22 protein-coding genes are annotated in these 22,838 nt (G+C 65.1%); 11 read left to right on the forward strand and 11 right to left on the reverse strand.

Features of this window, described 5'->3' with window-relative positions; translation table 11 throughout:
* The first annotated feature begins 18 nt into the window (after positions 1 to 18).
* A complete protein-coding gene (locus tag AB4118_RS02075; protein WP_441488159.1) occupies positions 19 to 1,116 on the forward strand; it encodes a YeeE/YedE family protein in 1,098 nt (365 codons plus the stop codon).
* Positions 1,117 to 1,131: 15 nt separating this feature from the next.
* Here AB4118_RS02075 and AB4118_RS02080 read toward each other — a convergent pair whose 3' ends face one another.
* From AB4118_RS02080 to AB4118_RS02105, 6 genes are all read right to left on the reverse strand, one after another.
* Positions 1,132 to 2,043, reverse strand: coding sequence for an MBL fold metallo-hydrolase (locus AB4118_RS02080; protein ID WP_441488160.1), 912 nt, complete (start codon positions 2,041 to 2,043; stop codon positions 1,132 to 1,134).
* 83 nt (positions 2,044 to 2,126) lie between these two features.
* On the reverse strand, positions 2,127 to 3,101 hold the full coding sequence (locus AB4118_RS02085; RefSeq protein ID WP_441488161.1) for an ornithine cyclodeaminase family protein: 975 nt from the start codon (positions 3,099 to 3,101) through the stop codon (positions 2,127 to 2,129).
* 128 nt (positions 3,102 to 3,229) lie between these two features.
* Complete coding sequence (locus tag AB4118_RS02090; protein WP_441488162.1) at positions 3,230 to 3,622, reverse strand: OsmC family protein; 393 nt, start codon at positions 3,620 to 3,622, stop codon at positions 3,230 to 3,232.
* A gap of 100 nt (positions 3,623 to 3,722) precedes the next feature.
* Positions 3,723 to 4,178, reverse strand: a complete 456-nt coding sequence (locus AB4118_RS02095) for an RbsD/FucU family protein (RefSeq protein WP_441488163.1) — start codon at positions 4,176 to 4,178, stop codon at positions 3,723 to 3,725.
* Between the two features lies 1 nt (position 4,179).
* Positions 4,180 to 5,019, reverse strand: coding sequence for an amidohydrolase family protein (locus AB4118_RS02100; RefSeq protein ID WP_441488164.1), 840 nt, complete (start codon positions 5,017 to 5,019; stop codon positions 4,180 to 4,182).
* Positions 5,020 to 5,023: 4 nt separating this feature from the next.
* Positions 5,024 to 6,052, reverse strand: coding sequence for an aldo/keto reductase (locus tag AB4118_RS02105; RefSeq protein WP_441488165.1), 1,029 nt, complete (start codon positions 6,050 to 6,052; stop codon positions 5,024 to 5,026).
* Positions 6,053 to 6,240: 188 nt separating this feature from the next.
* On the opposite strand from AB4118_RS02105, the gene AB4118_RS02110 reads away from it, so the two are divergent.
* The 6 genes from AB4118_RS02110 (at position 6,241) to AB4118_RS02135 (ending at position 11,905) form a co-directional block, all read left to right on the forward strand.
* Positions 6,241 to 7,593 (forward strand): ABC transporter substrate-binding protein, encoded by a 1,353-nt coding sequence (locus AB4118_RS02110; RefSeq protein WP_441488166.1) that lies wholly within the window; start codon positions 6,241 to 6,243, stop codon positions 7,591 to 7,593.
* Between the two features lie 148 nt (positions 7,594 to 7,741).
* Positions 7,742 to 8,656 (forward strand): carbohydrate ABC transporter permease, encoded by a 915-nt coding sequence (locus tag AB4118_RS02115; RefSeq protein ID WP_441488347.1) that lies wholly within the window; start codon positions 7,742 to 7,744, stop codon positions 8,654 to 8,656.
* Positions 8,653 to 9,471 carry a carbohydrate ABC transporter permease gene (locus tag AB4118_RS02120; RefSeq protein WP_441488167.1) on the forward strand — a complete coding sequence of 273 codons (819 nt, stop codon included), beginning with the start codon at positions 8,653 to 8,655 and terminating at the stop codon, positions 9,469 to 9,471. Before AB4118_RS02115 ends, AB4118_RS02120 begins: the two co-directional genes overlap by 4 nt.
* A gap of 94 nt (positions 9,472 to 9,565) precedes the next feature.
* Positions 9,566 to 10,462, forward strand: a complete 897-nt coding sequence (locus AB4118_RS02125; protein ID WP_441488168.1) for a dihydrodipicolinate synthase family protein — start codon at positions 9,566 to 9,568, stop codon at positions 10,460 to 10,462.
* Between the two features lie 25 nt (positions 10,463 to 10,487).
* Complete coding sequence (locus AB4118_RS02130; RefSeq protein WP_113513228.1) at positions 10,488 to 11,162, forward strand: GntR family transcriptional regulator; 675 nt, start codon at positions 10,488 to 10,490, stop codon at positions 11,160 to 11,162.
* A 353-nt stretch (positions 11,163 to 11,515) separates the two neighbouring features.
* Positions 11,516 to 11,905: a VOC family protein gene (locus tag AB4118_RS02135; protein ID WP_441488169.1), complete on the forward strand. Its 390-nt coding sequence runs from the start codon at positions 11,516 to 11,518 to the stop codon at positions 11,903 to 11,905.
* A 104-nt stretch (positions 11,906 to 12,009) separates the two neighbouring features.
* Here AB4118_RS02135 and AB4118_RS02140 read toward each other — a convergent pair whose 3' ends face one another.
* From AB4118_RS02140 to AB4118_RS02150, 3 genes are all read right to left on the reverse strand, one after another.
* Positions 12,010 to 12,816 (reverse strand): SDR family NAD(P)-dependent oxidoreductase, encoded by an 807-nt coding sequence (locus AB4118_RS02140; protein WP_441488170.1) that lies wholly within the window; start codon positions 12,814 to 12,816, stop codon positions 12,010 to 12,012.
* 87 nt (positions 12,817 to 12,903) lie between these two features.
* Positions 12,904 to 13,923: a TRAP transporter substrate-binding protein gene (locus AB4118_RS02145; protein ID WP_441488171.1), complete on the reverse strand. Its 1,020-nt coding sequence runs from the start codon at positions 13,921 to 13,923 to the stop codon at positions 12,904 to 12,906.
* Positions 13,924 to 14,066: 143 nt separating this feature from the next.
* The gene (locus AB4118_RS02150; protein WP_441488172.1) at positions 14,067 to 15,935 is read right to left on the reverse strand and encodes a TRAP transporter large permease; all 1,869 of its coding nucleotides are present in this window, start codon (positions 15,933 to 15,935) and stop codon (positions 14,067 to 14,069) included.
* A 317-nt stretch (positions 15,936 to 16,252) separates the two neighbouring features.
* Here AB4118_RS02150 and AB4118_RS02155 point away from each other — a divergent pair, with 317 nt between their 5' ends.
* The 4 genes from AB4118_RS02155 to AB4118_RS02170 all read left to right on the forward strand — a co-directional run bounded on the left by AB4118_RS02155 (position 16,253) and on the right by AB4118_RS02170 (position 20,690).
* Positions 16,253 to 17,116, forward strand: coding sequence for an IclR family transcriptional regulator (locus AB4118_RS02155; protein WP_441488173.1), 864 nt, complete (start codon positions 16,253 to 16,255; stop codon positions 17,114 to 17,116).
* A 1-nt stretch (position 17,117) separates the two neighbouring features.
* The gene (locus tag AB4118_RS02160) at positions 17,118 to 18,758 is read left to right on the forward strand and encodes an acyl-CoA synthetase (protein ID WP_441488174.1); all 1,641 of its coding nucleotides are present in this window, start codon (positions 17,118 to 17,120) and stop codon (positions 18,756 to 18,758) included.
* Positions 18,758 to 19,612, forward strand: coding sequence for a PCC domain-containing protein (locus AB4118_RS02165; RefSeq protein WP_441488175.1), 855 nt, complete (start codon positions 18,758 to 18,760; stop codon positions 19,610 to 19,612). The genes AB4118_RS02160 and AB4118_RS02165 overlap by 1 nt, the downstream gene beginning before the upstream one ends.
* A gap of 115 nt (positions 19,613 to 19,727) precedes the next feature.
* A complete protein-coding gene (locus AB4118_RS02170) occupies positions 19,728 to 20,690 on the forward strand; it encodes an alpha/beta fold hydrolase (RefSeq protein WP_441488176.1) in 963 nt (320 codons plus the stop codon).
* Between the two features lie 29 nt (positions 20,691 to 20,719).
* On the opposite strand, the gene AB4118_RS02175 is transcribed toward AB4118_RS02170, so the two are convergent.
* Complete coding sequence (locus AB4118_RS02175; RefSeq protein ID WP_441488177.1) at positions 20,720 to 22,351, reverse strand: acyl-CoA synthetase; 1,632 nt, start codon at positions 22,349 to 22,351, stop codon at positions 20,720 to 20,722.
* On the reverse strand, positions 22,351 to 22,803 hold the full coding sequence (locus AB4118_RS02180) for a MaoC/PaaZ C-terminal domain-containing protein (protein ID WP_441488178.1): 453 nt from the start codon (positions 22,801 to 22,803) through the stop codon (positions 22,351 to 22,353). The genes AB4118_RS02175 and AB4118_RS02180 overlap by 1 nt, the downstream gene beginning before the upstream one ends.
* Positions 22,804 to 22,838 lie beyond the last annotated feature (35 nt).

Genomic DNA, 22,838 nt, shown 5'->3' on the forward strand with positions numbered 1-22,838 from the left:
CAGGGGCGTCTGACGATCATGGAACCTCTGCCGACCTGGGCCGTGACGCTGATCGGCGTCGTCATCGGCGCGGCCTGCGGCTTCACTGCCCGGCGTGCCCGGCTCTGCTCCTTCGGGGCGATCGAGGACGCCTGGATGGGTGGCGATACGCGCCGCCTGCGCATCTTCGGGCTTGCGCTCGCCGTTGCGCTCGTGGGCACGCAGCTTCTGGTCGGCTTCGGCTGGCTTTCGCCCCGGCTCTCGACCTATGTGCCTTCGGCCCTGCCCTGGCTCTCGATCCTGCTCGGCAGCACGGTCTTCGGGATCGGCATGGCGCTGGTCGGCACCTGCGGCTTTGGCTCTCTCGTTCGTCTCGGCAGCGGCGACCTGCGCAGCCTGATCGTGATGATGGTCTTCGGTGCCGTCGCCTATGCCACGCTCCGCGGCATGCTGGCTTCCTTTCGAATCGATGTGCTCGAGACGGTCGCCCTGCCGATACCTGGTGGAGTGCAGGGTGATCTGCCTTCGCTGCTCGCCTGGTTCGGTCTCGGCGACTGGCGGCTTGCCATCGTTCTCGTCGCCGCCCTGGTGCTGATACTGGCTGTGCTCACTGACCCTCGGTTGCGGCGTTCGCCGCGGCTGCTGCTGGCCGGGCTGACGCTGGGGTTCGGCGTCGTTGCAGGCTGGTGGGCGACAGGTGTGGCGATCGACGAATTCGCCGCGTTTCCGCGCCCGCAGAGCCTGACCTTCGTCTCGCCAATCGGCCGGGCGCTCTACGCGGTCCTGACCCACCCCATCGGGTTCCTCGATTTCGGGGTCGGCACCATTCTGGGGGTGATGCTCGGAGCCTTTGCCTCGGCGCTCTACGATCGCGAGTTCCGCTGGGAGGCCTTCGACGATCACCACGAGATGCGCCGCCATCTGGCGGGCGGTGCGCTGATGGGATTCGGCGGCATTCTCGCCGGCGGCTGCACCATCGGGCAGGGCGTCACGGCTGGCTCGCTGATGGCGCTGTCCTGGCCGCTGGCGGTCGCCGGCATGATGCTCGGCGCCCGCATCGGTATCGCAATTCTCGTCGAGGGCTCGGTGAGCGAGATGCTGGCCGAACGCTTCGGGCGCCGCCGTCGCTGCGATTGAGCGTTCTTCCGCCGATCAGGCCGCGGACGGGATGAAGCGGAAGGCCTGCCCGGTGCGCTCGACCGTACCGATCCCGCCCTTTGGCAGATGATAGCCAATCACCCGCAGCTTCTCGTCGGCGGCCCGGCCAAGCACGGTCTTGCGGGTCTGGACCGCCTGATCCGGGTCATGATCGGACGCTGGGCGCCATTCCGGATGTGCGAAGGATGCGACCGGATGCGTCGCCGCGTCGCCCAGCACGAGCAGCCTGTCGCTGCCGTCCTTGATCTCGAAGGAGACATGTCCCGGCGTATGGCCGGGCGTCGCGACAGCCGCGATTCCCGGCAGCACTTCCTCGCCTGCGGCGAAGGTCTTCAGCCCGTCCTGGAGACCCTTAAGTACGCGCTGTGCGCCGGCTGCAAAGGCGTGCCGGTCTTCGGAGAGACGCTCATAGACCTTGGCATCAGTCCAGAACGCCACCTCGTCGCGGGCCGCCAGCCAGGTCGCACTCGGGAATGCCGGGCTGTCGAACTCGTCGAGCGCCCCCCAGAGATGGTCCGGGTGCAAATGGGTGAAGACGACATGGCTCACACTGTCGGGCGCGATACCGGCGGCCTCCAGGCTTGCCGCGAGCTTGCCGCTGCCGGCGAGAAAGTGCGCGCCGGCGCCGCAATCGAACAGGATCGTCTCGCTGCCGCGCTTCAGGCAGGTGACGTTCAGCACGGTCTCGGCTGGCCCCTTGCTGCCGGTCATCGCCTCGAGCTGGGGCAGCGGCGTATCGCGCGCGATCATCGAGAGCGGCAGCTGGAAGCCCCCATCGCTCAGCACCAGGATCTCGGCCTTGCCGAGTCCGGCCCGCGCCACGACCTGGGCTCGTGCCGCACCGCCGCAGAACGAGGCCGCCGCCGTCAGACTGGCTCCGAGAGTAAAGGCGCGCCGGTCAAGCATTGAAGATCTCACATATTCCTATGGATGAATATGTGACGCTAGCAGAGCTCCGTTGCCTTGTCTTCCTGTTTGCAGACGCAGTCTCAGCGCGGGAGGCGCAGGCCGGCTCCCCTGGCCAGGGCCGCGCGATAGACGGTAGCCGCCACGGCGAGATCGGCGAGCGCGAAGCCGCGGAAAATGAACATGGCGCGCTGCTCCGCGTCGAGGCGTCCGGGCCGGACCCCGCCGGCAAGTTCCGTCAGGTCGGCATCGAAGCTGCCGAGCGGGCCGACATCCCGAGCGATCGGTGGGCTCTCCGCCTGTTGCTGGTGATCGTCGGTGGCCAAGAGGTCGAGCTTGCGCAAGCCATCCGGCAGCCAGCTGCGGGCGACGTCGACGGCAGCAACGAAGGCGCCCGGCTTCAACCAGGCAGGATCGAGGAAGGGCGCGAAACCGGGCTGCATGGGCACGGAGGTGATGATCACGTCGCTGCTGTGAACGACGTCGCCGGCGTCATCATGGGCCTTCGCCGCAAGGCCCTGCTCGCGGGCGTGCTCTATGAAGACGTCGGTGGTCCGACGGCTTCGGCCGAAAGCGCGAAGCTCGGTCAGGCCGGGCAGCAGGGACTTGAACGCGGCAAGATGCGAGCGAGCCTGCAGGCCGCAGCCGATGAAGCCGATGGTGCGGCTTTCCGGCCGTGCCAGGAACGCGCCCGCTGCCGCGGACATGGCCGCCGTGCGGATCGCCGTGACGAGGTTGCCATCGAGGATGGCCAACAACGTGCCGGATGCATAGTCGTTGAGTGCAATCATGGCGTGGATGCCGGGCGTGCCCGCTCCATTCGCGGCGGGCGCCATGCCGAGCCATTTCGTCGCTGCCATGCCGATCTCGGGCGAGGCCGCGCAAAGCGACTGGAAGGCGTGGCCGGGGCCGATCTCGAGCGCAAGCTTGGGCTTGCTCAGCGTCTGGCCGTCGTGATGAGCCTTGAAGATCGTCCTCACCGCCGCGCGGGCGAGCGCCGGATCGAGTTCGAGCCCGGCGATGTCGGCTTCGGCGAGATAGAGGAGAGTGTCAGGCATGGGCAGGCTCGCAGCAGGGGGGGCTCGGTTGAACTGGATCGTGCCAAGGGCGCACGGGCGTGACCGATCGCTCAGCGTGGTTCTTCTAGCGGCGTGGGTGCCGGAACGGAAACGGACTCACGAGGGTGTCAACCGTCCGACAGTCTTGTCGCAATATCGGCGCCGGCCTTCAGCGTCAGGGTCACGGGTGTACGCTCGGCGACATCGGCGAGGCGCATCCGCTGATCCTCAGACAGATCGCCCGTCAGCGTGATGACACGTTCGATCTTTGAACGGTTCTCGACCTTGACGTGGTGCAGATCGATATCGACAGCCTGAAGGCTCCACTGCTTGCGCTCGGCATACATCCGCAAGGTGATGGCCGTGCAGGCGCCGAGGCTGGCGAGCAGCAGGTCATAGGGCGCTGGCCCGGCATCGGCTCCGCCCAAGGCAGCCGGTTCGTCGGCAACCAGCGTCCGGCCGCCCATTCTGATCGTCGTCGCAAAATTCGTCGTGCCGATATGGGCGTTCGCGCGGGCCATGAAGCCATCCTCCAGGCACGTCAGCGCAGTCTGTCGAAGCTGCGCCGACGGCGTCACGATCCTGAGCGGTGCAGGCGCGCTTGCCAACCCTCGTGCGGGCTCAGCCTGGAAGCCCCGCGATGACGCCCTTGCGCAGCAGGAAGCAGCCATAGGGCCGGGGGTCGCCGACCTGGACGACAGCGAAGCTCGCCTTCGCCGCGGCATAGAAGGCGAAACGCTCGATGCCGAGGCATGGCACGGGCTCTCCCATGGCGCGGTCGATTTCGGCCTGAACCTCGGCCTGGACCGGCGGGATCTCGTCAGGCTTGCCGACAACCTCCATGCGACGCAGCGCGCCGGGCTCGAAATCGTCGATTGGCAGGACGGAGAGGATGGCGCGGGTCGCGCGGGCCATCGAAAGGCCCGGCAGTCGGATCAGCCTTCCGCTGGCGGTCGCGCTGGCAATGGTATCGGCCGGATGATTGGCATCGACAATGGCCAGATCGTCGCCATGGCCCATCGCTGCGAGAACCCAGAGCAGATCGGCGCTCAAGACAGGGTCGATGCCCTTCAGCATATCAGTTGCGTCCTCGGTGGGAGAGATAGAGTCTCTGGGCATTGCCGCCCATGATCGCAGCGCGATCGGCTTCGGGCAGGGGCGCCAGCAATTCCGCGACGGTTTCGAACCAGCGGGAATAGTGGGCCCGCAAGGTGACGACGGGCCAGTCGCTGCCCCAGATCAGGCGATCGGGACCGAAGACGGCGAGCAGATGCGAAACGACCGGGCGCAGGGTCTCGATCGTCCAGCCGGCCGAGGCTTCGGTGACGAGGCCGGAGATCTTGCAAAAGGTCTGGGGCCGCGCGGCGACTGCGGCGATATCCTCGCGCCAATTCGCGATCTCCCCACTGACGAGATCCGGCTTGGCGGCATGGTCGACAACGACGGCGAGCGTCGGATGTCGATCGAGAACGGCCAATAGTGGCGCAATGTGCTGCGGTCGCAGCAGCGCGTCGAAGACGAGGTCATGGGCTGCCACCGCTGCGAAGGCGGGCGCAAGGGAAGGGCGGGCTAGCCAGTTCTCGTCGGGAATGTCGTGGACCATGGGCCTGAGCCCGACCAGCAGCGGATTGCCGCTCAGGCGGGCAATCCGCTCGGACGCATCGAGCGCATCGAAATCACACCAGCCGACGACGCCGGAGACGCTTTGGTCGTGCTCTGCGATGCCGAGCAGGAATGCCGTCTCTGCCTCGGTCGGCGCGGCCTGGACCAGGATGGTGCGCGCGATGCCGTGCCGTGCCAGCAGCGGCGCCAGGTCCGGTGGACCGAAGTCGCGATGAATCGGGCCCAGTGCCGGGGTCAGCCAGCCATAGTCGCCGCGTGAGAGCCGCCAGTAATGCTGATGGGCGTCGATCCGCATCGGGCTATTCCGGTACAGGAACGTCAGCGCCGAGCAGGCCTTCGGCCTTGAGCGCGCTCCAGAGCTCGGACGGAACCGGCGCGGCGATTTCGGCAAGCTGGTCGGCGACCTCCGCGGGTGAGACCGCTCCCATGACGACGCTGGAAACGGCGGGGTGGCCCAGCGGGAACTGCAGCGCCGCACGGCGCAGCGGCACCTCATGGCGCCGGCAGATCGTCTCGATGGCGGCAACCCGCGCGAGGATCTCGGGTGGAGCCGGCTTGTAATTGTACTTGGCGCCAGCGACGGGGCCGGTGGCCAGAATGCCGGAATTGAAGACGCCGCCGAGCATCAGGCCAATGCCCTTCTTCTGCGCGATCGACATGAAGGATACGAGCGCCGGCTGTTCCAGCAGCGAATAGCGGCCGGCCAGCAGCATCGTGTCGAAGTCGCCGGCATGGGCAAAGCGCTCGCACATCTCCGCTTCATTGACCCCGACTCCGATCGCCTTGACCGTACCGGCCGCCCGCAATTTGTCGAGCGCGCGGTAGGCGCCGGCCATTGCCTCGAAGAACCGGTTCTCGATGGCGTCCGCGCCATGGGTCCAGATGTCGACGTCATGGATCAGGACGATATCGATATGGTCCGTGCCCAGCCGGAGGGCGGATTGTTCGAGCGAGCGCATGGTCCCGTCATAGGAATAGTCGAAACGCATGCCATGCGGCAGGCCGCCCAGATAGCCCGAGCCGTTGCCGCGCCCCATGAAGGGCTGTGCGACGCGGCCAACCTTGCTGGAAAGCAGCACATTCTCGCGGTCGACCCGGCGCAATGCCGCACCGATGCGATGCTCGGACAATCCGTGACCATAGAGTGGCGAGGTATCGATCAGGGTGACACCACTGGCGACGGCACCCTCTACCGTTGCGACGGCCTGAGCCTCGTCGAGCCGTGCATAGAGATCGCCGAGGGGCGCCCCGCCGAAGCCGAGTATCGAGACCTTCAGTCCGGTGCGGCCAAGGTTTCGCGAGGGGAGGGGCGGCGCAATTGCGGGCATGGATGCGGGTCCAGGAATGTGCTGCAGTGACTATGTGCACGCCAACATGTCAGCTTGCAACCGACCTCGAACGCGATTAGCGTCAGCGCCGGATCCGAAGGGCAAAGTCTCGACGGGACCGGCGCACAGCCGGATAAACAGGCAGGCTCGTCAACGGGCCGCAATCCGCGTCCACAGGGAGGACAATCATGACAGACAGCATTCTGAGGCCGAGCCGGCGCGCGCTTCTGCGCGGGGCCGCAGCGTTGGGCGCAGCGGGCGCCGTCGGTTCGCCGATGGTTCTGCGCGAAGCCCATGCGCAGGCCGCCTTCAACTGGAAGCGCTTTGCCGGCACGACGATCGATGTGCTGTTGGTGAAGAACCCGCGTTCCGACCTGATGCAGGCGGCCGAGAAGGAGTTCACCGAGCTCACCGGAATCAAGGTCTCGGCCGAACAGGTGCCGGAGCAGCAGCAGCGCCAGAAGGCGGTAATCGAGTTTGCCTCGGGCAAGCCGAGCTTCGACGTCAGCGGCATCTCGCTGCATGTGCAGAAGCGCATGGCCGCCAAGGGCAAGTGGTTCGAGGATCTGACGCCCTTCATCAAGGACGCCTCGCTGACCTCGCCGGACTTCAACTTCGATGATTTTGGCGCGGGACCGGTCGCCTATGCGCGCCAGGCCGACGGATCGCTCGATACGATCCCGTTCTTCGTCGATTACTGGATGATCTACTACAACAAGGAGCTCTTCGACGCGAAGGGCGTGGCCTATCCCAAGACGATGGACGAGATCGCCACGGTCGCGGCCAAGCTGCATGATCCGGCCAAGGGCATCGCAGGCTTCGTCTCGCGCGGCCTGAAGAACGCCAACGTCCCGGTCTGGGCCAGCCTGCTGCTGGGCCAGGGCATCGAGACCACCTCGCCCCAGGGCAAGCTGCTCACCGATACGCCCGAGGCGGCCTGGGCCGGCGAACTCTACAAGAAGCTGAACAAGGAGACTGGCCCGGCCGGTCAGGTCGGCTTCAACTGGAATGAATGCCAGACCACCTTCATGCAGGGTCGCGCCGCGATGTGGCTCGACGGCATCGGCTTTGCCACGCCGCTCGAGGACCCGACGAAGTCGCGTATCGTCGGCAAGGTCGGCTATGGCATCACGCCGCCCGGGCCGAAGGCGCATCATGCCGGGATGTTCGCCGATGGCATGGGCATTTCGCGCGGCTCGCAGAAGAAGCAGGCCGCATGGCTCTATCTCCAGTTCATGACAAGCAAGGCGCAGCAGATCGCGATGCTCAAGGCCGGCGCCGGAGCGCCCGGGCGTGCCTCGGCCTATCTCGACACCGAGACCATCTCGCAGTCGAAATTCGGCAAGCAATATTTCGAGTGTCTGCTGGGTTCAGCCAAGGTCGCCCGCGCTGCGCTGCCGCAGATCGTTCCGGTGACCGAATTCCGCGATGTCTTCGGCGTGGCGCTGACCAATGCGCTCGGCGGTGCCGATGTCGCTGCGGAGTTGAAGAAGGCGACCGAAACCTTCGCGCCGGTCCTGGTCAAGAGCGAACAGGGCTGACGAACATCACCATCATGGCCGGGCATGCCCTGGCCATGATGGCCTTCCCCGTTCGGGGAGGGCGATGTTCACGACGCGAATGCCCGCCACAGGGCGGGCATGACAAACCGTTTTCAGCAAAGCGCAGAGCATGACCAACTCAACCGCCATGCCAGCGGATCTCGCGACGCCGAAGGTGCTGCCTGCGAGACATTCAGCGGATTTTACGCCGCGCTACTGGCTGTTCTCGTTGCCCGCCGTGCTGGTCATCCTCGGGGTGATCGTCTTCCCGTGGCTGTTCACGCTCTATATGTCGGGCCATGACTGGAAGATCGGCGGAGGCCCCGAATTCGTCGGCCTGCAGAACTTCTCGGAGCTGTTGCGCGATACGCGCTTCCTCGAATCGATGGGGCATACCGCCTATTTCACGGTCCTCGCCGTGGTGCTGCCGATCGTCTTCGGCACGGCGGCGGCCCTGGTCTTCCACCGCGAGTTCCCGTTCCGGGGGCTGCTGCGCACCATCTTCGTGATGCCGATGATGGCGACGCCCGTCGCTGTCGCACTGGTCTGGACGATGATGTTCCACCCGCAGCTTGGCGTGCTGAACTACCTGCTATCGCTCGTCGGGGTTGGACCCCAGCCCTGGGTCTACGACCCCCATACCGTGATCCCGACGCTGATCCTGGTCGAAGTCTGGCACTGGACGCCGCTCGTCATGCTGATCGTGCTCGGCGGTCTGGCCGGCTTGCCGAAGGAACCCTATGAATCCGCGCTGATCGACGGCGCCAATTCCTGGCACATGTTCCGCCACATCACGCTGCCGCTGGTCTGGCCCTTCATCATGGTGGCGATCGTGATCCGCACCATCGATGCGCTGAAGGCCTTCGACACGATCTTCGTGATCACCCAGGGCGGGCCGGGTACGGCGTCCGAAACGCTCAACATCTTCCTCTATCTGCAGGCCTTCCAGTTCTACAAGATCGGCTACGCCTCGGCCGTGGTGGTGATCTTCTTCGTCATCATCATCATGCTCTCGCTGCTGCTGCTCTACGCGCGCCAGAAGTCGAAGTGGAACGCGGAATGAAGCGGCTCGCCTCCAAGATCGGCTTTGCGCTTTCGGTCTTCGTACTGGTTTCGCCGGCCGTCCTCGTCTTCCTCTGGATGCTGTCGCTCTCGTTCAAGAACGAACTCGACAACACCGCTTTCCCGCCGGTCTTCATCCCGAACCCGCCGACGCTGGCGAACTATCTCGACGTCTTCGAGAAGAACAACTTCGCGCTCTATCTCTGGAATTCGATCCTGGTCACGGGCGGGGCTGTGCTGATCGGGCTTGGGGTCGGCGTGCCAGCGGGCTACGGCATCGCCCGCGGCAAGGCGACGAAGTTCGCGATCCTGATCCTGGTCGCCCGCATGACACCGGCCTTGTCCTACCTGATCCCGCTCTTCCTGCTGTTCCAGATGACCGGGCTCGTCGGCAGCATCACGGCGCTGGTGATCACGCATCTCGTCATCACCATTCCGATCATCGTCTGGATCATGATCGGCTATTTCGAGAATGTGCCGATGGAACTGGAGGATGCGGCGCGCATCGACGGTGCGACGACCTGGCAGGCCTTTCGTCATGTCGCGCTGCCGCTGGCGCGGCCCGGCATCGTGGTCGGCGGCATCCTCGCCTTCATCTTCTCCTGGAACAACTTCATCTTCTCGGTCGTGCTCGGCGGCAAGAACAGCCGTACCTTGCCGTCTGCCGTCTACAACTCCCTGACCTTCGAGCAGATTTCCTGGGGGCCGCTCGCCGCTGCCGCGCTGCTGGTGACGCTGCCAGTGTTGCTGCTGACGGTGCTGGCCCAGCGTCAGATCGTCGCTGGATTGTCGGCCGGGGGGCTGAAGGATGGCTGAGCCGCACCCCGATTTCCGTGTCTTCCCGACCTTGCGTCAGTTTTGACTGCAAACTAACATGTCAGACATTCATATCTCAGGAAAGCTCCCTCCAATGGCTATCGACCCGAACCGCTTTGGCCTTTCCTGCGCCATCACGACGCCGATGCGGGAGGGCGGAGCCGTCGATCTGCCGCGCCTCGTCAAGCATGCGCGCCACGTGCTGGCCGAGGGCTGTGACTCCGTCACGCTGTTTGGCACGACGGGCGAGGGGGCGGCGCTTGGCCTGCCGGCGCGTACCGCGATGCTGGGCGCGCTGGTCGGTGCCGGCATCGATCCTGGCACGCAAATCTATGCCGGCGTCGCCGCCGCCTCGCTGCATGAATCGATCGAGCAGGCCAAGGTCGCGCTCGGTATCGGCGCCAAGGGCCTGCTGGTCGCGCCGCCCTTCTATTTCAAGGGCGTCAGCGACGAGGGCCTCTTTGTCTGGTTCTCGCAGTTCTTCGAGAAGCTGGGGCCGTCCGCCCGCAACACCATCCTCTACCACATCCCCTCGGTCACGGCGGTCGATATCAGCGTCGGGCTGGTCGAGCGGCTGAAGAAGGCGTTTCCGGGCATCGTCACCGGGGTGAAGGATTCCTCGGGCAGCTATGCGAATACCGAAGCCCTGCTCAAAGCTCACGGTGAGCTTGCCATCCTGGTCGGTGACGAACGGCTGCTCGCCCGCGCGGTGAGGGCCGGGGCTCAGGGCTCGATCTGCGGCGTCGCCAATCTGGTTCCGGGGCTGCTTCGGCCGATGGTCTATGAAGGGACGGAGAGCCCGGTGGTGAATGCGCTGGTCGACGAGGTCTGCAGCTATCCGGTCCTGCCGGCAGTCAAGGCCTTGGTCGGCCATCTGCATGGCGACAAGGGCTATAGCGCTATGCGCCCGCCGCTCGAGGCTTTGAGCGAGGTGCAGCGACAGCGCTTGTTCGCAGCCTTCGACACGATTACGCGGGCCAAGGCCGCCTGAGGAGCCACGAGAGGAACAGGAGCGCATGGGCGAGAACGATCAGGAGCGCGACGGCGAACCGCTGAAGCTGCGGGACAAGGCCTATGTCAGCTTCACCGAGCGGCTGCTGGCGCGCGAGATCAAGCCAGGCCAGTTCGTCACCCAGCGCGAGCTCGTGGCGATGACTGGCCTGCCGCTCGGTGCCATTCGCGAACTGATCCCGCGCCTCGAGGCGGAAGGTCTGATCAAGACCGTGCCGCAGCGCGGCATGCAGGTTGCCCATGTCGATCTCAACCTGATCCGCAATGCGTTCCAGTTCCGGCTCTTCCTCGAAAAGGAAGCGACTGCGCTCTACGCGAAAACGGCGACGGACGAAGAGATCGCCGAACAGCGTGAACGCCACGAAGCGATCATCCGGAGGGCCGAGGCGGGTGGCGACGAGACGCTGATCGAGGACGCCGAGGATGTAGACCGGCTGATGCATGAGGCGATCATCGATCACCTCGATAACGACATCGTCTCCAAGGCCTTCCGCGTCACCTGGCTGAAGATCAGGCTGATCCGCCAGTACGAGACGCGCATCCAGAACCACATCCTGGTTCCGGTGATGCAGGACCACCTGAAGATCATCGCGGCCATCGAGGCGCGCGACCCCGAACGGGCGGCAGCCGAGATGAGCGCGCATATCGGGAACGCCCGCAACCGGGCCATGAGCTACTGAAACATGAGCTACTGAAGCATGGGCTACTGAAGATCGCGATCGGAGAACGTGGTATTGGCCGGCGCCGCCAAAACGGACCGCGTCACGCTCTTCGCCGAGCGGCTGTCACTCGTTCTGCGATGTGCTGGAGATCATGACGCGCTATTCCTACGGGCCGATCAAGCGGGCGCGGATGTCGAGCTGATTGCGCTGCCGGTGAGCTCCGCTTCGCTTTCGTGGCCATCTCGCGCGATCATACCCTGTTTCCTACCGCGTCCGGCGCTGCTGGTCGCGATCACGCTCTGGCCGCCGCTTGACGACCCCGCTGCCAAACCTGGAGATGGGCAAATGGCAGCGCGGTTCGGAGGCAAACCTTGACGATTGCAAGACCGTCGCATGACGCGACCCAGAAGCTCATCACCTTCCTCTATTATCGCGATCTGCCGCAGGCGATGCGCTTCTACGAGGACGTGCTCGGGCTCGAACTTACGATCGATCAGGGCTGGTCGAAGATCTACCGCATCACCGAGGGGGGCTATGTCGGCCTCGTCGACGAGAGCCGGGGCAGTCATCGCGCCCACCCGGTCAAGCCGGTGCAGATCTGCATCCGCGTCGCTGATGTCGACGGCTGGCATGCCTATGTCGAGAGCGTCGGCGTCTCCGCGCTGAAGCCGCCGCGCAGCCATGAAGCACTCCGGATCCGGGCATTCGTGTTCGATGATCCGGAGGGTTATCAGATCGAGATGCAGTCGGCGCTCGTCTAAAGCATCGGCCCGAAACGTGGGCTGCGGTCCTCGGGAAAGCGGATGCAGGCACAGAAGGTCAGATCATCGGAGCCGGTACGGTATCCGGTCCGATGATCCAGGTGTCAGCTCGGGAAGGCTGCGACTGCGCAGCTCTGACCGCCATCGACGGGCAGGCAAACTCCGGTGATGAAGGCTGCTTCGTCCGAGGCCAGGAACACGGCGGCCGCAGCAATATCCCAGGCCGTGCCCATCTTGCCCATCGGTACGGCGGCGTTGCGGGCAGCGACCATCTCGTCGACCGAGGCATACTGACCCGAGATCTGCTTGTAGATCAGCGGCGTGTCGATCAGGCCCGGCATGATGCAGTTCGCCCGGATGTTCTGCCGGGCATATTGCATGGCGAGCGCCATCGTCGCCTGGTTCACCGCTGCCTTGGTGGCGTAATAGGCAAAGTAGGGGTAGCCGGTCCAGCGGATCGCGGCGAGCGAGGAGATGTTGACGATCGCGCCGCCGCCGCTCGCAAGCATCGCCGGGATGACCGCCTTGGCCGTGCGATAGACCGAGCCGAGATTCAGATCGAGCGCAGCCCGAAACTTCTCCTCGCTAAGTTCGACCGGTCCACCCATATGGGTCACGCCGACATTGTTGTGCAGAATCTGGATGCCGCCGAAGCGCGCCATGGTGGTCGCGACGGCGTCATCGACCGAGCCCTGCTCAGTCACATCGGCTGCGATCGCGAGCGCTTCGCCTCCCTCCTCGCTGATGATGGCCGCTGTCTCGTCGGCAGCAGCCTGGACGAGGTCGATGCAGATGACCCTGGCGCCCTCCCGCGCATAGGCGACCGCTGCGGCCTTGCCATTGCCCCAGCCCGGGCCTGAGGAGCCGGCACCGAAAACGATCGCGGTCTTGCCCTTCAGCCGGTCGGCCATGACGTGCTTCCTTCAGGTGGCGAGTGGTTCAAATGAAAGCCCGGCAGCGCTGTTGCACCGCCGGGCTTGAAAGATGAGCGGGCCGGCTCAGCTCAGGCTGCTGCCGACGGCCTTCTCGAGAATGGCCCAGGCCTCGTCGCCATACTTCTTCTTCCAGTCGGCATAGAAGCCGGCCTTGCGAAGCGCCTCGCGGAAGGGAGCTGCCTGGGTGTCGTTGATGACCATGCCCTTCGAGACGAGTTCGTCCTTGAGGCCGGCATTGAGCTTGGCGACATCGGCGCGCTCGAGCAGGGCTGCGTCGTCGAGGTTCTTGGCGACGATCTTGCGCAGATCCTCCGGCAGCTTCTCCCAGGCGCGACGGTTCGCCAGGAACCAGAAGCCGTCCCACATGTGGTTGGTCATGGAGAGGTACTTCTGCACCTCGAACAGCTTGGCAGTGGCGATGATCGCCAGCGGATTCTCCTGGCCATCGACCACCTTGGTCTGCAGGGCGGTGTAGACCTCGGCGAAGTTGATGCTGGCCGGGGCCGACTGGAAGGCGGTGAACATCGAGGTCCAGAGCGGGCTGACCGGCACGCGGATCTTGAAGCCCTTGAGATCGTCGGGTGTGTTGATCGGGCCCTTCGAGCTCGTCATCTGCCGGAAGCCGTTGTCCCAGATCTTGTCCATGACGACGAGATTGGCCTTGCCGATCTGGCCGCGGACATAGGCGCCGAGTTCACCGTCCAAGGCCTTCCAGACCGCATCATAGTTCGGGAAGGCGAAGCCGATGCCGCTGAGCGAGGCGTTCGGAACCAGTGTCGAGAGGATCAGCGGCGAGAGCGTGAAGAACTCGACGCCGCCCGAACGGACCTGGCTCAGCATGTCGGTGTCGGAACCGAGCTGATTGTTCGGGAAGATCTGGATGACGACCCGGCCCTTGGTGTCCTGCTTGATCTTCTCCGCTGCCTCGTTGGCGCGGATATTCATCGGGTGCGCGACGGGCAGGTTGTTGGCGTATTTGTAGGTGAATTCAGCGGTCTGCGCCTCGGCCCTGCCGATATGGAAGGAGCCGATGGTGGCGGCAGCGGCGGTGCCCTGCAGCAGAGTGCGGCGTGAGATGGTCATGAGCGTTTCTCTCCCTGTCGATGTTGCTTTCACGCCGCCGCTGGTTTGCTTCGCGACGACGGGATCTCGGTTATCCTAAATTCTCGCGTTCCGGACCGCAGCCCTGCAACCCTCACTGCGATGGTGGCGACCATGCCGGAGCATCAGAGCACCCAGGTCGACAGGCCGGGCACGACTGCAATGACGACAAGGCCGATCAGCAGCGCGACGAGATAGGGCCAGATCGCGCCCATCGCCTCATCCGGCGAGACATTGCCGATCTTGCAGGCGATGTAGAAGCCGATTCCGATCGGGGGGGTCATCAGGCCGATATTCATCGCCGTGACCACCACCATCGAATAGTGCACATCGTTGATGCCGAGATTCTTGGCGATCGGGAACATCAGCGGCGCCATCAACACGATCGCGGGCAGGCCTTCGAGCACGCAGCCCAGAACCAGGAAGACGACGATCGTCACTGCCATGAAGGTCAGCCAGCCGCCCGGCAGGCCGGCCATGAAAGTGGCGAGGTCGCGCGCGAAGCCGGTCTGGGTCAGGGCCCAGGCCATGGCGAGCGCGGTGCCGAGGATCATCAGGATCGCGCCCGAGAGCGCCGCCGTCTCGACCAGCATCGCGTAGCATTTGCGCAGGCCGATGCCGCCATAGAGGATGATGCCAATGACGAAGGCGTAGAGCACCGCAATGGTCGAGACCTCGGTCGCGGTGGCAATGCCGCCGCCGACCACGCCGCGGATCAGGAAGGGCAGGACGAGAGCCGGACCCGCGACCAGAGCGGTCCGCCCGATCACGGCCATGGGCGCGCGCCGCACGCCCTTCATGTCTTCGCCGATGGCTTTCCAGCGTGCCAGCAGCGCCAGTGCGACGAGGAGCACCATGGCGATGCCGAAGCCGGCATTGAACAAACCGGCGATCGAGACGCCCGCGACCGAGCCGAGCACGATCAGGACGATGCTCGGGGGCACCGTGTCGGCCATGGCCGCGCCGGTCGAGAGCAGGGCGATGAGCTCCTTGGGCTGGTAGCCGCGGCGCTTCATCTCGGGAAAGAGCGCGGGCGCCACCGTTGCCATGTCGGAGACTTTCGAGCCCGAAATGCCCGAGACCAGGAAGAGTGAGCCGAGCAGCACATAGGACATGCCGGCGCGGACATGGCCGAGCATCGAGGCGAGGAAGTCGACAATCGCCTTGCCCATGCCGGTCGCATCGAGAATGCAGCCGAGCAGCACGAAGATCGGCACGGAGAGCAGGATGATGCTCGACATGCCCTCGTCCATGCGTCCGATCATCACGATCATCGGGACATTGGTGCTGAAGGCGAGGAAGGCGAGCGTACCCATACCGAAGCAGAAGGCGATCGGCACGCCGGCAGCGAGGCAGAGTGCCACCGTGACGACGAGGAAGATCAGGATGTTGGTGTAGCCGAGACCCTTGAAGACCGGCATCAACCCCCAGCAGGCGGCGGCGAGCCCGGCCACGAGCGCGACGGCGACGATCAGGTCCGGCAGCCTCGCGGTGCGGATGGCATGGCGAACCGTCAGCACGAACATCATGGTGATGCCGCATGCGATGGCCGACACGCGCCAGCTGTTTGGAATGTTGAGCGCGGCCGAGGTGACGTAGGATTCCTCGATTGTGTAGTCGATCGCCGGGTGGATCATGGCCGCGAGGAAGGCGGCAACCACGACCAGGGCCAGCGTCTGCACGAACTGGCTCATGCGCTCAGGCATCATGCCGATGAAGAGCGTCAGCTTGAGATGCTCGTTGCGATCGATCGCGATCGCAGAGCCGAGCATGGCGAGCCAGAGGAAAGAGATCGAGGCGGCTTCGTCGATCCAGACAATCGGCAGGGAGAAAACATAGCGCGTGGTGACGCCGAGCAGCAGCAGCCCGACGATCAGGAGCAGCAGTGCGGCGCTGATCATCTCGATCGGCCGCATGATCGCCGAGCCAGTGCGGATTGCATCCGTATCCAGCGGGTTCTCTGAAGGAACAATGCTCTCGCTGAGCTGTGCCATGCCCGGGCTCAAGCCTGCGTCCGCACGGCAACGCCGGAGCGTGCGCATGTCGGAACGGAACCGCAGCGGATACCCGCTTCAGTCATGGCGTTGGCCTCCGGCCAGCCGGAATCCCGTGACAACATCTGCCCTTCCTCCCGCGCGCCGATCTTGTGAACGTTCTTGAGGCCCGGCGCGGTCCATACTGTGGATGAATGATCCAGCGGACGTGGCCAAGAATACACGAGCAGGCCTGCGTTGCAATCTATCTGAGCCCGAACTAGGCTGCTGAAAACAACCAAAGGGTCCATATTATGGACTGTCTCTGAGGCCGCAGGATGGAGCATTTCGTTGCATCAGCCGGTGATCTCTCGGGTTCGCAGAGTGTCGATCGGGCCTTGCGGCTCCTGGCTTTGATCGGTCGTGAGCCCGCGGGCGGGTTGCCGCTGAGCGATATCGTCATCGAAAGCGGGCTCAACAAGCCGACGGCGCGGCGGCTGCTGCTCGCCCTGATGCGCGCGGGACTCGTCGAGCAGGAGGCTGTGTCGCGGCATTACTGCCTCGGCGAGGAGGCTTTCGTGCTGGGCGTGCTGGCCGCGCGCCGGCACGGGCTGCTCGAACTGGCCATGGAGAGCCTGAGGCGCCTGTCGGAGATCACCATGGATACGAGCTTTCTCTCGATCCGGCGCGAGAATTACTCGGTCTGCCTGCATCGGGAGGAAGGAACCTATCCGGTCCGGACCCACGCGCTGCAGACTGGCCAGCAGCACCCGCTCGGGGTCGGCGCCGGCTCGCTGGCCATGCTGGCAGCGCTGCCGGACGGCGAGGTAGAGCGGGTCATGGCGGCGAACGAGAAAGCGCTGCTGACGCAGTATCCCGGTTTTCCGCCTGACGAGATCCGCGCCGATCTGGCGTTGGCCCGCGAGCGTGGTTTTTCGCTCAATCCCGGCCGGCTGGTGGCCAGTTCCTGGGGCGTCGGCATCGCCTTCCGCTATCCGGACGGCCGCGTCGCCGGCGCACTCAGCCTGGCGGCGATCGACAGCCGCATGGTTCCCGCGCGCCAGGTCGAGTTGGCGCGCCATCTTTCGACCGAGGCCGAGAGGATCGAGCGCCTGCTCGCGCAGATGTTCGTCCGCAAGACATCCCAAGGCGGCAGCCCGCAGCAGGGAGCACGCCCAATTACAAAATCGAGGAGCGTCTGACGTGACCGAAGCCCTTGCCAGCCAGGCCGCCCCGCGCGGCGGCGTCGCACCCGTGACGCGCCGCGTGATGAACCTTGCCCATATCGTCACCCAGAATGCGCGCCGCTTCGGCCAGCGCCCTGGCTTCATCTGGGGGGACAGGCAGTGGAAATGGGCCGAGATCGATGCGCAGGTTTCGGCGCTGGCCGCGGCGCTGGCGACGCGAGGCATCGGCAAGGGGGACCGCATCCTGGTTCATTCGAAGAACTGCGAGGCGATGTTCTTCTCGATGTTCGCGGCCTTTCGGCTTGGTGCCGTCTGGGTGCCGACCAATTTCAGGCTGCTGCCGGACGAGGTCGCCTATCTCGCGACGGCGTCCGGTGCGAAGGCCTTCCTGTGCCATGGCGATTTTCCGGAGCATGCTGCGGCGGTCGCCACTGCTGAACCCGCGTTGGGCTTTACCTGGCGTATCGGGGCAGGAGCTTTTGGCGAGGCCGAGGTCGGCGAGATGATCGCGCGCCATGCTGGTGCAAGCGTTGCGAATGCCGCGGTCGAGCGTGATGATCCCTGCTGGTTCTTCTTTACCTCGGGGACCACGGGGCGCTCGAAGGCCGCGGTGCTCACCCATGGCCAGATGGGTTTCGTCGTCACCAATCATCTCTGCGACCTGATGCCGGGAACGACGGAGTCGGATGCATCGCTCGTGGTCGCGCCTCTCTCGCATGGCGCGGGCGTGCACCAGCTCGTCATCTCGGCGCGCGGCGCGCCGACGATCCTGCTGCCGTCGGAGCGTTTCGACGTCGACGAGGCCTATCGCCTGATCGCGCGCCACCGCATCACCAATATCTTCACCGTGCCGACGATCCTGAAGATGCTGGTCGAGCATCCGGCCGTCGACACGCATGACCACTCCTCGCTGCGCTATGTCATCTATGCCGGCGCGCCTATGTATCGCGAGGATCAGAAGGCGGCGCTTGCCAAGCTGGGCAAGGTGATCGTGCAGTATTTCGGGCTCGGTGAGGTCACCGGCAATATCACGGTGCTGCCGCCAGCCCTGCATGATCCCGAGGATGGCCCGAATGCGCGTATCGGGACCTGCGGCTTCGAGCGCACGGGAATGCAGGTCCAGATCCAGGATGATGAGGGGCGTGAGGTCGCGGCAGGGGAGCAGGGCGAAATCTGCGTCGTCGGCCCGGCCGTGTTCGCGGGCTACTACGACAACCCCGAGGCCAATGCGAAATCGTTCCGCGACGGCTGGTTCCGTACGGGTGACCTCGGTCACATGGACGAACAGGGCTTTATCTACATTACCGGGCGCGCGTCCGATATGTACATTTCCGGCGGCTCGAACATCTACCCGCGCGAGATCGAGGAGAAGATCCTGACCCATCCGGCAATCGCGGAGGTGGCCGTGGTCGGCGTGCCCGATCCGGTCTGGGGCGAGATCGGTATCGCCGTCTGCGTCGCATGTTCGGGGGCGCAGGCCAGCGAGGCCGAACTCGCCGAGTTCCTCTCGACCAAGATCGCCCGCTACAAGATGCCGAAGCGCTTCCTGTTCTGGGAGGCGCTGCCGAAGTCGGGTTACGGCAAGGTGCCGAAGCGGCTGGTCAAGGACGAGCTTGAAGCGCGCGGCGAACTCGCCCGGATGCGGGGCGAAAGGTGATGCGGCAGATCATCCAGCCCGGTCCCGCTGCGCCTGAGCGCATTCAATGGATCGAAGCGCATGGCCGACGCTTCAGGATGTCTCTCGCGGCCGGGCTTCCGCTTCTGGAAGCGGTGCGCCGCGGCTTTGCGGCAATGGGCTTCACCAGTGGCGTGGTCACGGTCGATGGGCTCGTCCTAGGACCCTTCGCCTATGTGATGCCGGCGCTGTCGAAGACACCGGAGCATGCCGCCTTCTATAGCGACACGTTTCGGCCTGCCGGCGTGACGCGCGTCGAGACGGGGGCGATGACCTTCGGTATGCGTGATGGAGCGCCCTTCTTCCACTGCCACGCGCTCTGGACGGAAGCGGACGGCAAGGTCAGCGGCGGTCATATCCTGCCGGACGACACCGTGCTCGCGGAAACGGTCACCGTACCGGCGCTGGGCCTCGATGGCGCCGGTTTTGCCGCCGCGCCCGATCCGGAGACGAATTTCAAGCTGTTTGGCCCGGTCGCAGTGCCATTCTCCGGCGCTTCGCGCGAAGGGCGTTATTTCGCCCTGCGTGTGGGCCCGAATGTCGATTTCACCACGGCGCTGGAAGAGTTCTGTGCCGAACGCGGCATCCGGCGTGCCGTCATCCATGGCGGCGTCGGCAGCACCATCGGCGCGCATTTCGAGGATGGCCGGATCGTCGAGAATTTCGCGACCGAAGTCGCGATTCAGGCCGGGGTCATCGAACCCGCGCAGGGGCGACTTGCCGCAGAGATCGATGTGGCGCTGGTCGATTTCACCGGTGCGATGGCGCAGGGCCGTCTGAGACGTGGCGACAATCCGGTGTTGATGACCTTCGAGCTGGTACTCGAGGCCTTGTAGGCGCCCAGAGAGGCAGTCCCACCGAAGCCTTCGGTCGGCACCGAAGTGTTTCCAGGTGTCAGCGCGTATTCGCAGGCGCAGTCTCCCGCCCACCCAGCAAGGGCGGGAGCCAGCCATGAACATAGCTTCGATCAACACAGCGCGCGCCATCGCCGCGGGCGAGGTCATGCGGTTGACGGAAACGGCCGAGACGCCCGGCTTGCTGGTCCGGCGTGCGGCTGGGGCCGGGCCGAGCGTCGTCTACGTTCATGGCGCGACCTTTCCGTCGGCCCTTTCTGTTGCATACCGCTTCGACGGGCGTTCCTGGATGGACGACCTGCAGGAGCGCGGCTTCGATGTCTGGAGCTTTGATCTCGCGGGCTATGGCGGCTCGGACAGGCCCGCGAGCTTCCTTGCCCAGGCGCCTGACAATGCGCCATCCGGGCGCGCGCCAGAGGCCGCAAAACAGCTGGCGCGGGTGATCGAGCACGTGCTGGACCTAACCGGACGGGCCCGAGTGTCGCTCATCGCGCATTCCTGGGGCAGCATCGTCGCCGGGCTCCTTGCCTCGCTGCATCCGGAGCGTGTCGAGCGACTGGTCCTGTTCGGGCCCATCGCGCAACGCAAGACCCCAGGCCTCCTTGCGCCGGAGAGCATCGGGGCGTGGCGTCTCGTCTCGGTTGCCGACCAGCTCGCGCGCTTCATCGAGGACGTCCCGCATGGCCACTCCCCGGTCCTGATCGAACCCACGCTCGCAGACTGGGGTCCAGCCTATCTCGCCAGCGATGCGCAAGCCGCAAGCAGAAGGCCTGAACCGGCGGTCAAGATTCCCTCCGGGCCTCGCGCCGATATCGCCTCGGCCTGGTTGGGGCGGCTCGGCTACGACCCGTCTCGCATCACGGCGCCGACCCTGATCGTGCGCGGCGCCTGGGACAGCCTGTGCAGGGAAAGCGATGCGCAATGGATGCGCGGGCGGCTTGGCACGAGCGAAACCCGAGATGTCGTCATTCCCGAGGGCACGCATCTGATGCATCTCGAGCATGCGCGCTCCGGGCTCTTCGAGGCGACGGGGGCCTTCCTCATGAAGAGAGGCTCATGAAGATTTGGCTTTGAATCGCCTCCGCCTGGCTATTCGCCGCCCCGCTTCCTTGCGATCTCCTGGTCCCGCAGATCCTTGCGCCTGATCTTGCCGGTCGGGGTCATCGGCAATTCCGTCACGAACTCGATCTCGCGCGGATACTGGTAGGCGGCGAGGCGCGATTTGACGAAGTCCTGGATCTCGGCGGCGAGCGCCGCCGAGGCGGTGATCTCCGGTTTCGGCAGGACAAAAGCTTTGACCACCTCCGTCCGCAGCGGGTCCGGACTGCCGACCACGGCAACCATCAGCACGGCGGGGTGGCGGATGATGCAATCCTCGATATCGCCGGGGCCAATGCGATAGGAGCCGCTGGAAATGATGTCGTCATCACGGCCCTGGAACCAGAAATAGCCGTCTTCGTCGCAGGCGCCGGTATCGCCGGTGACGAGCCAGTCGCCGAGGAATTTCGCCGTTGTCGCCTCGGGTTGGCGCCAGTATTCCAGCATCATCACGGGGTCAGGTCGCGCGACCGCAATCAGCCCCTGCTCTCCAGCAGGCAGGACCGCGCCCTCTGGCGAGATCACCGCGACGCGATGGCCGGGAACGGCGCGCCCCATCGAGCCAGGCTTGACCGGGAACAGACTGGCGCAGTTGGAGACGATCAGATTGGCTTCGGTCTGGCCGTAGAATTCGTTGACCTCGAAGCCGAAGGTTTCCTTGCTCCAGGCTAGCATATCGGCGCCGAGTGTTTCGCCGCCGGTGCCGATCGAGCGCATCGCATAGGCGAAGCGCTCTCTTGGATTGTGAACCTGCCGCATCAGCTTCAGCGCTGTCGGTGGCAGGAAGGCGTTGCGGATGCTGTGGCGCGCCATCAGGTCGAAGGCTGCCTCGGGATCGAATTTGCGGGCACGCGAGGCCAGCACCGGAACGCCGAAATAGAGGCTCGGCAGCAGAACATCGAGCAATCCGCCGGCCCAGGCCCAGTCCGCCGGCGTCCAGAACAGGTCGCCGGCCTGCGGGAAGAATTCCTGCGGCAATTGCACGCCGGGTAGATGGCCGAGCAGCACACGGTGGGCATGCAGCGCGCCCTTGGGCTTTCCCGTGGTGCCGGAGGTGTAGATGATCAGCGCCGGATCGTCGGGCGTGGTGTCGAGAGGCGTGAAACTGTCGGACGCCTTGTTCAACTCGCTCCAGAAGTCGAGGTGGCCTGCGCCGTCGATCAGGACGATCCGCCTGAGTTCCGGCAGGCTCCCGCGGATCGCCTCGACCTTGGCAATGTTCTCGCCATCGGTGATCAGCGTGCAGGCGCCGCTATGCTGCAGCCGGTGTTCAAGCGCATCCGGTCCGAACTGGGTGAAGAGCGGCAGGGCGATCGCACCCATCTTGTAGATGGCGAGATGGGCCATCGCGGTTTCCGGGCGTTGCGGCAGCAGGATGCCGACGCGCTCACCCGGTTTGACGCCATGGGCACGCAGCATATTGGCGAGCCGGTTCGTGTCGAGCTTGAGCGCGTCGAAACTCATCGTCGCGACGCCGTGCCCCTGGTCTTCATAGATCAGCGCCGGCTTGCCACTGCCGTCCGCGTGGCGGTCGCAGGCTGCGACGCCGATATTGAACCGCTCGGGGATCTGCCAGGCGAACCGCTCAAAGGTCTCGCGATAGCTGGGGCGCCGTTCCAACATCAGCCTTGATCCCCAGTGCGGCGCTTCATCAGCAGCTTGAGATGGCCGGTCTGGATGTGCTCGCCGCGCTGGTTGTGCACCTCGAGGCGCAGGGTGACGATGCCGCGGTCCGGCTTGCGGCTGGCTGTCTTTTCGACGGCTGTGACGACGGCATGGACCGTGTCGCCGACCTTCACCGGCCCGGTAAATGTCCAGTGCAGATCGAGCAGGCCCATGGTGGTGGCATCGATCAGGTTCTGCTGCGACATCAGGCCGATCGCCATGGCGAGCGTCAGGGGGCCGTGGGCGATGCGCTCGCCGAAGGGCGTGCCTGCGCAATACTCGCTGTCGACATGCAGCGGGTTGAAATCGCCGGAAAGGCCGGCGAACAGCGTGATGTCACCCTCGCCGACGGTACGCCCGCGGGTCGTGACGCTGCTGTCGAGGTCAAAGTCCTCGAAATGGAGCCCCATCCGTTCCTCCCGGCTTTTGCGCATTCTAGCGTGCT

Source organism: Allobosea sp. 2RAB26 (assembly GCF_052115465.1).
In the GTDB taxonomy this organism is placed as follows: Bacteria; Pseudomonadota; Alphaproteobacteria; order Rhizobiales; family Beijerinckiaceae; genus Allobosea.

Bases quoted from the DNA above. Each gene is read 5' to 3' on its own strand.
- AB4118_RS02180 (WP_441488178.1), bottom strand. From the start codon at position 22,803: ATGGGGCTCCATTTCGAGGACTTTGACCTCGACAGCAGCGTCACGACC.
- AB4118_RS02075 (WP_441488159.1), top strand. From the start codon at position 19: ATGGAACCTCTGCCGACCTGGGCCGTGACGCTGATCGGCGTCGTCATC.
- AB4118_RS02150 (WP_441488172.1), bottom strand. From the start codon at position 15,935: ATGGCACAGCTCAGCGAGAGCATTGTTCCTTCAGAGAACCCGCTGGAT.
- AB4118_RS02120 (WP_441488167.1), top strand. From the start codon at position 8,653: ATGAAGCGGCTCGCCTCCAAGATCGGCTTTGCGCTTTCGGTCTTCGTA.
- AB4118_RS02125 (WP_441488168.1), top strand. From the start codon at position 9,566: ATGGCTATCGACCCGAACCGCTTTGGCCTTTCCTGCGCCATCACGACG.
- AB4118_RS02105 (WP_441488165.1), bottom strand. From the start codon at position 6,052: ATGCCCGCAATTGCGCCGCCCCTCCCCTCGCGAAACCTTGGCCGCACC.
- AB4118_RS02155 (WP_441488173.1), top strand. From the start codon at position 16,253: ATGGAGCATTTCGTTGCATCAGCCGGTGATCTCTCGGGTTCGCAGAGT.
- AB4118_RS02165 (WP_441488175.1), top strand. From the start codon at position 18,758: ATGCGGCAGATCATCCAGCCCGGTCCCGCTGCGCCTGAGCGCATTCAA.
- AB4118_RS02085 (WP_441488161.1), bottom strand. From the start codon at position 3,101: ATGCCTGACACTCTCCTCTATCTCGCCGAAGCCGACATCGCCGGGCTC.
- AB4118_RS02170 (WP_441488176.1), top strand. From the start codon at position 19,728: ATGAACATAGCTTCGATCAACACAGCGCGCGCCATCGCCGCGGGCGAG.
- AB4118_RS02115 (WP_441488347.1), top strand. From the start codon at position 7,742: ATGCCAGCGGATCTCGCGACGCCGAAGGTGCTGCCTGCGAGACATTCA.
- AB4118_RS02095 (WP_441488163.1), bottom strand. From the start codon at position 4,178: ATGCTGAAGGGCATCGACCCTGTCTTGAGCGCCGATCTGCTCTGGGTT.
- AB4118_RS02090 (WP_441488162.1), bottom strand. From the start codon at position 3,622: ATGGCCCGCGCGAACGCCCATATCGGCACGACGAATTTTGCGACGACG.
- AB4118_RS02130 (WP_113513228.1), top strand. From the start codon at position 10,488: ATGGGCGAGAACGATCAGGAGCGCGACGGCGAACCGCTGAAGCTGCGG.
- AB4118_RS02080 (WP_441488160.1), bottom strand. From the start codon at position 2,043: ATGCTTGACCGGCGCGCCTTTACTCTCGGAGCCAGTCTGACGGCGGCG.
- AB4118_RS02175 (WP_441488177.1), bottom strand. From the start codon at position 22,351: ATGTTGGAACGGCGCCCCAGCTATCGCGAGACCTTTGAGCGGTTCGCC.
- AB4118_RS02145 (WP_441488171.1), bottom strand. From the start codon at position 13,923: ATGACCATCTCACGCCGCACTCTGCTGCAGGGCACCGCCGCTGCCGCC.
- AB4118_RS02100 (WP_441488164.1), bottom strand. From the start codon at position 5,019: ATGCGGATCGACGCCCATCAGCATTACTGGCGGCTCTCACGCGGCGAC.
- AB4118_RS02140 (WP_441488170.1), bottom strand. From the start codon at position 12,816: ATGGCCGACCGGCTGAAGGGCAAGACCGCGATCGTTTTCGGTGCCGGC.
- AB4118_RS02110 (WP_441488166.1), top strand. From the start codon at position 6,241: ATGACAGACAGCATTCTGAGGCCGAGCCGGCGCGCGCTTCTGCGCGGG.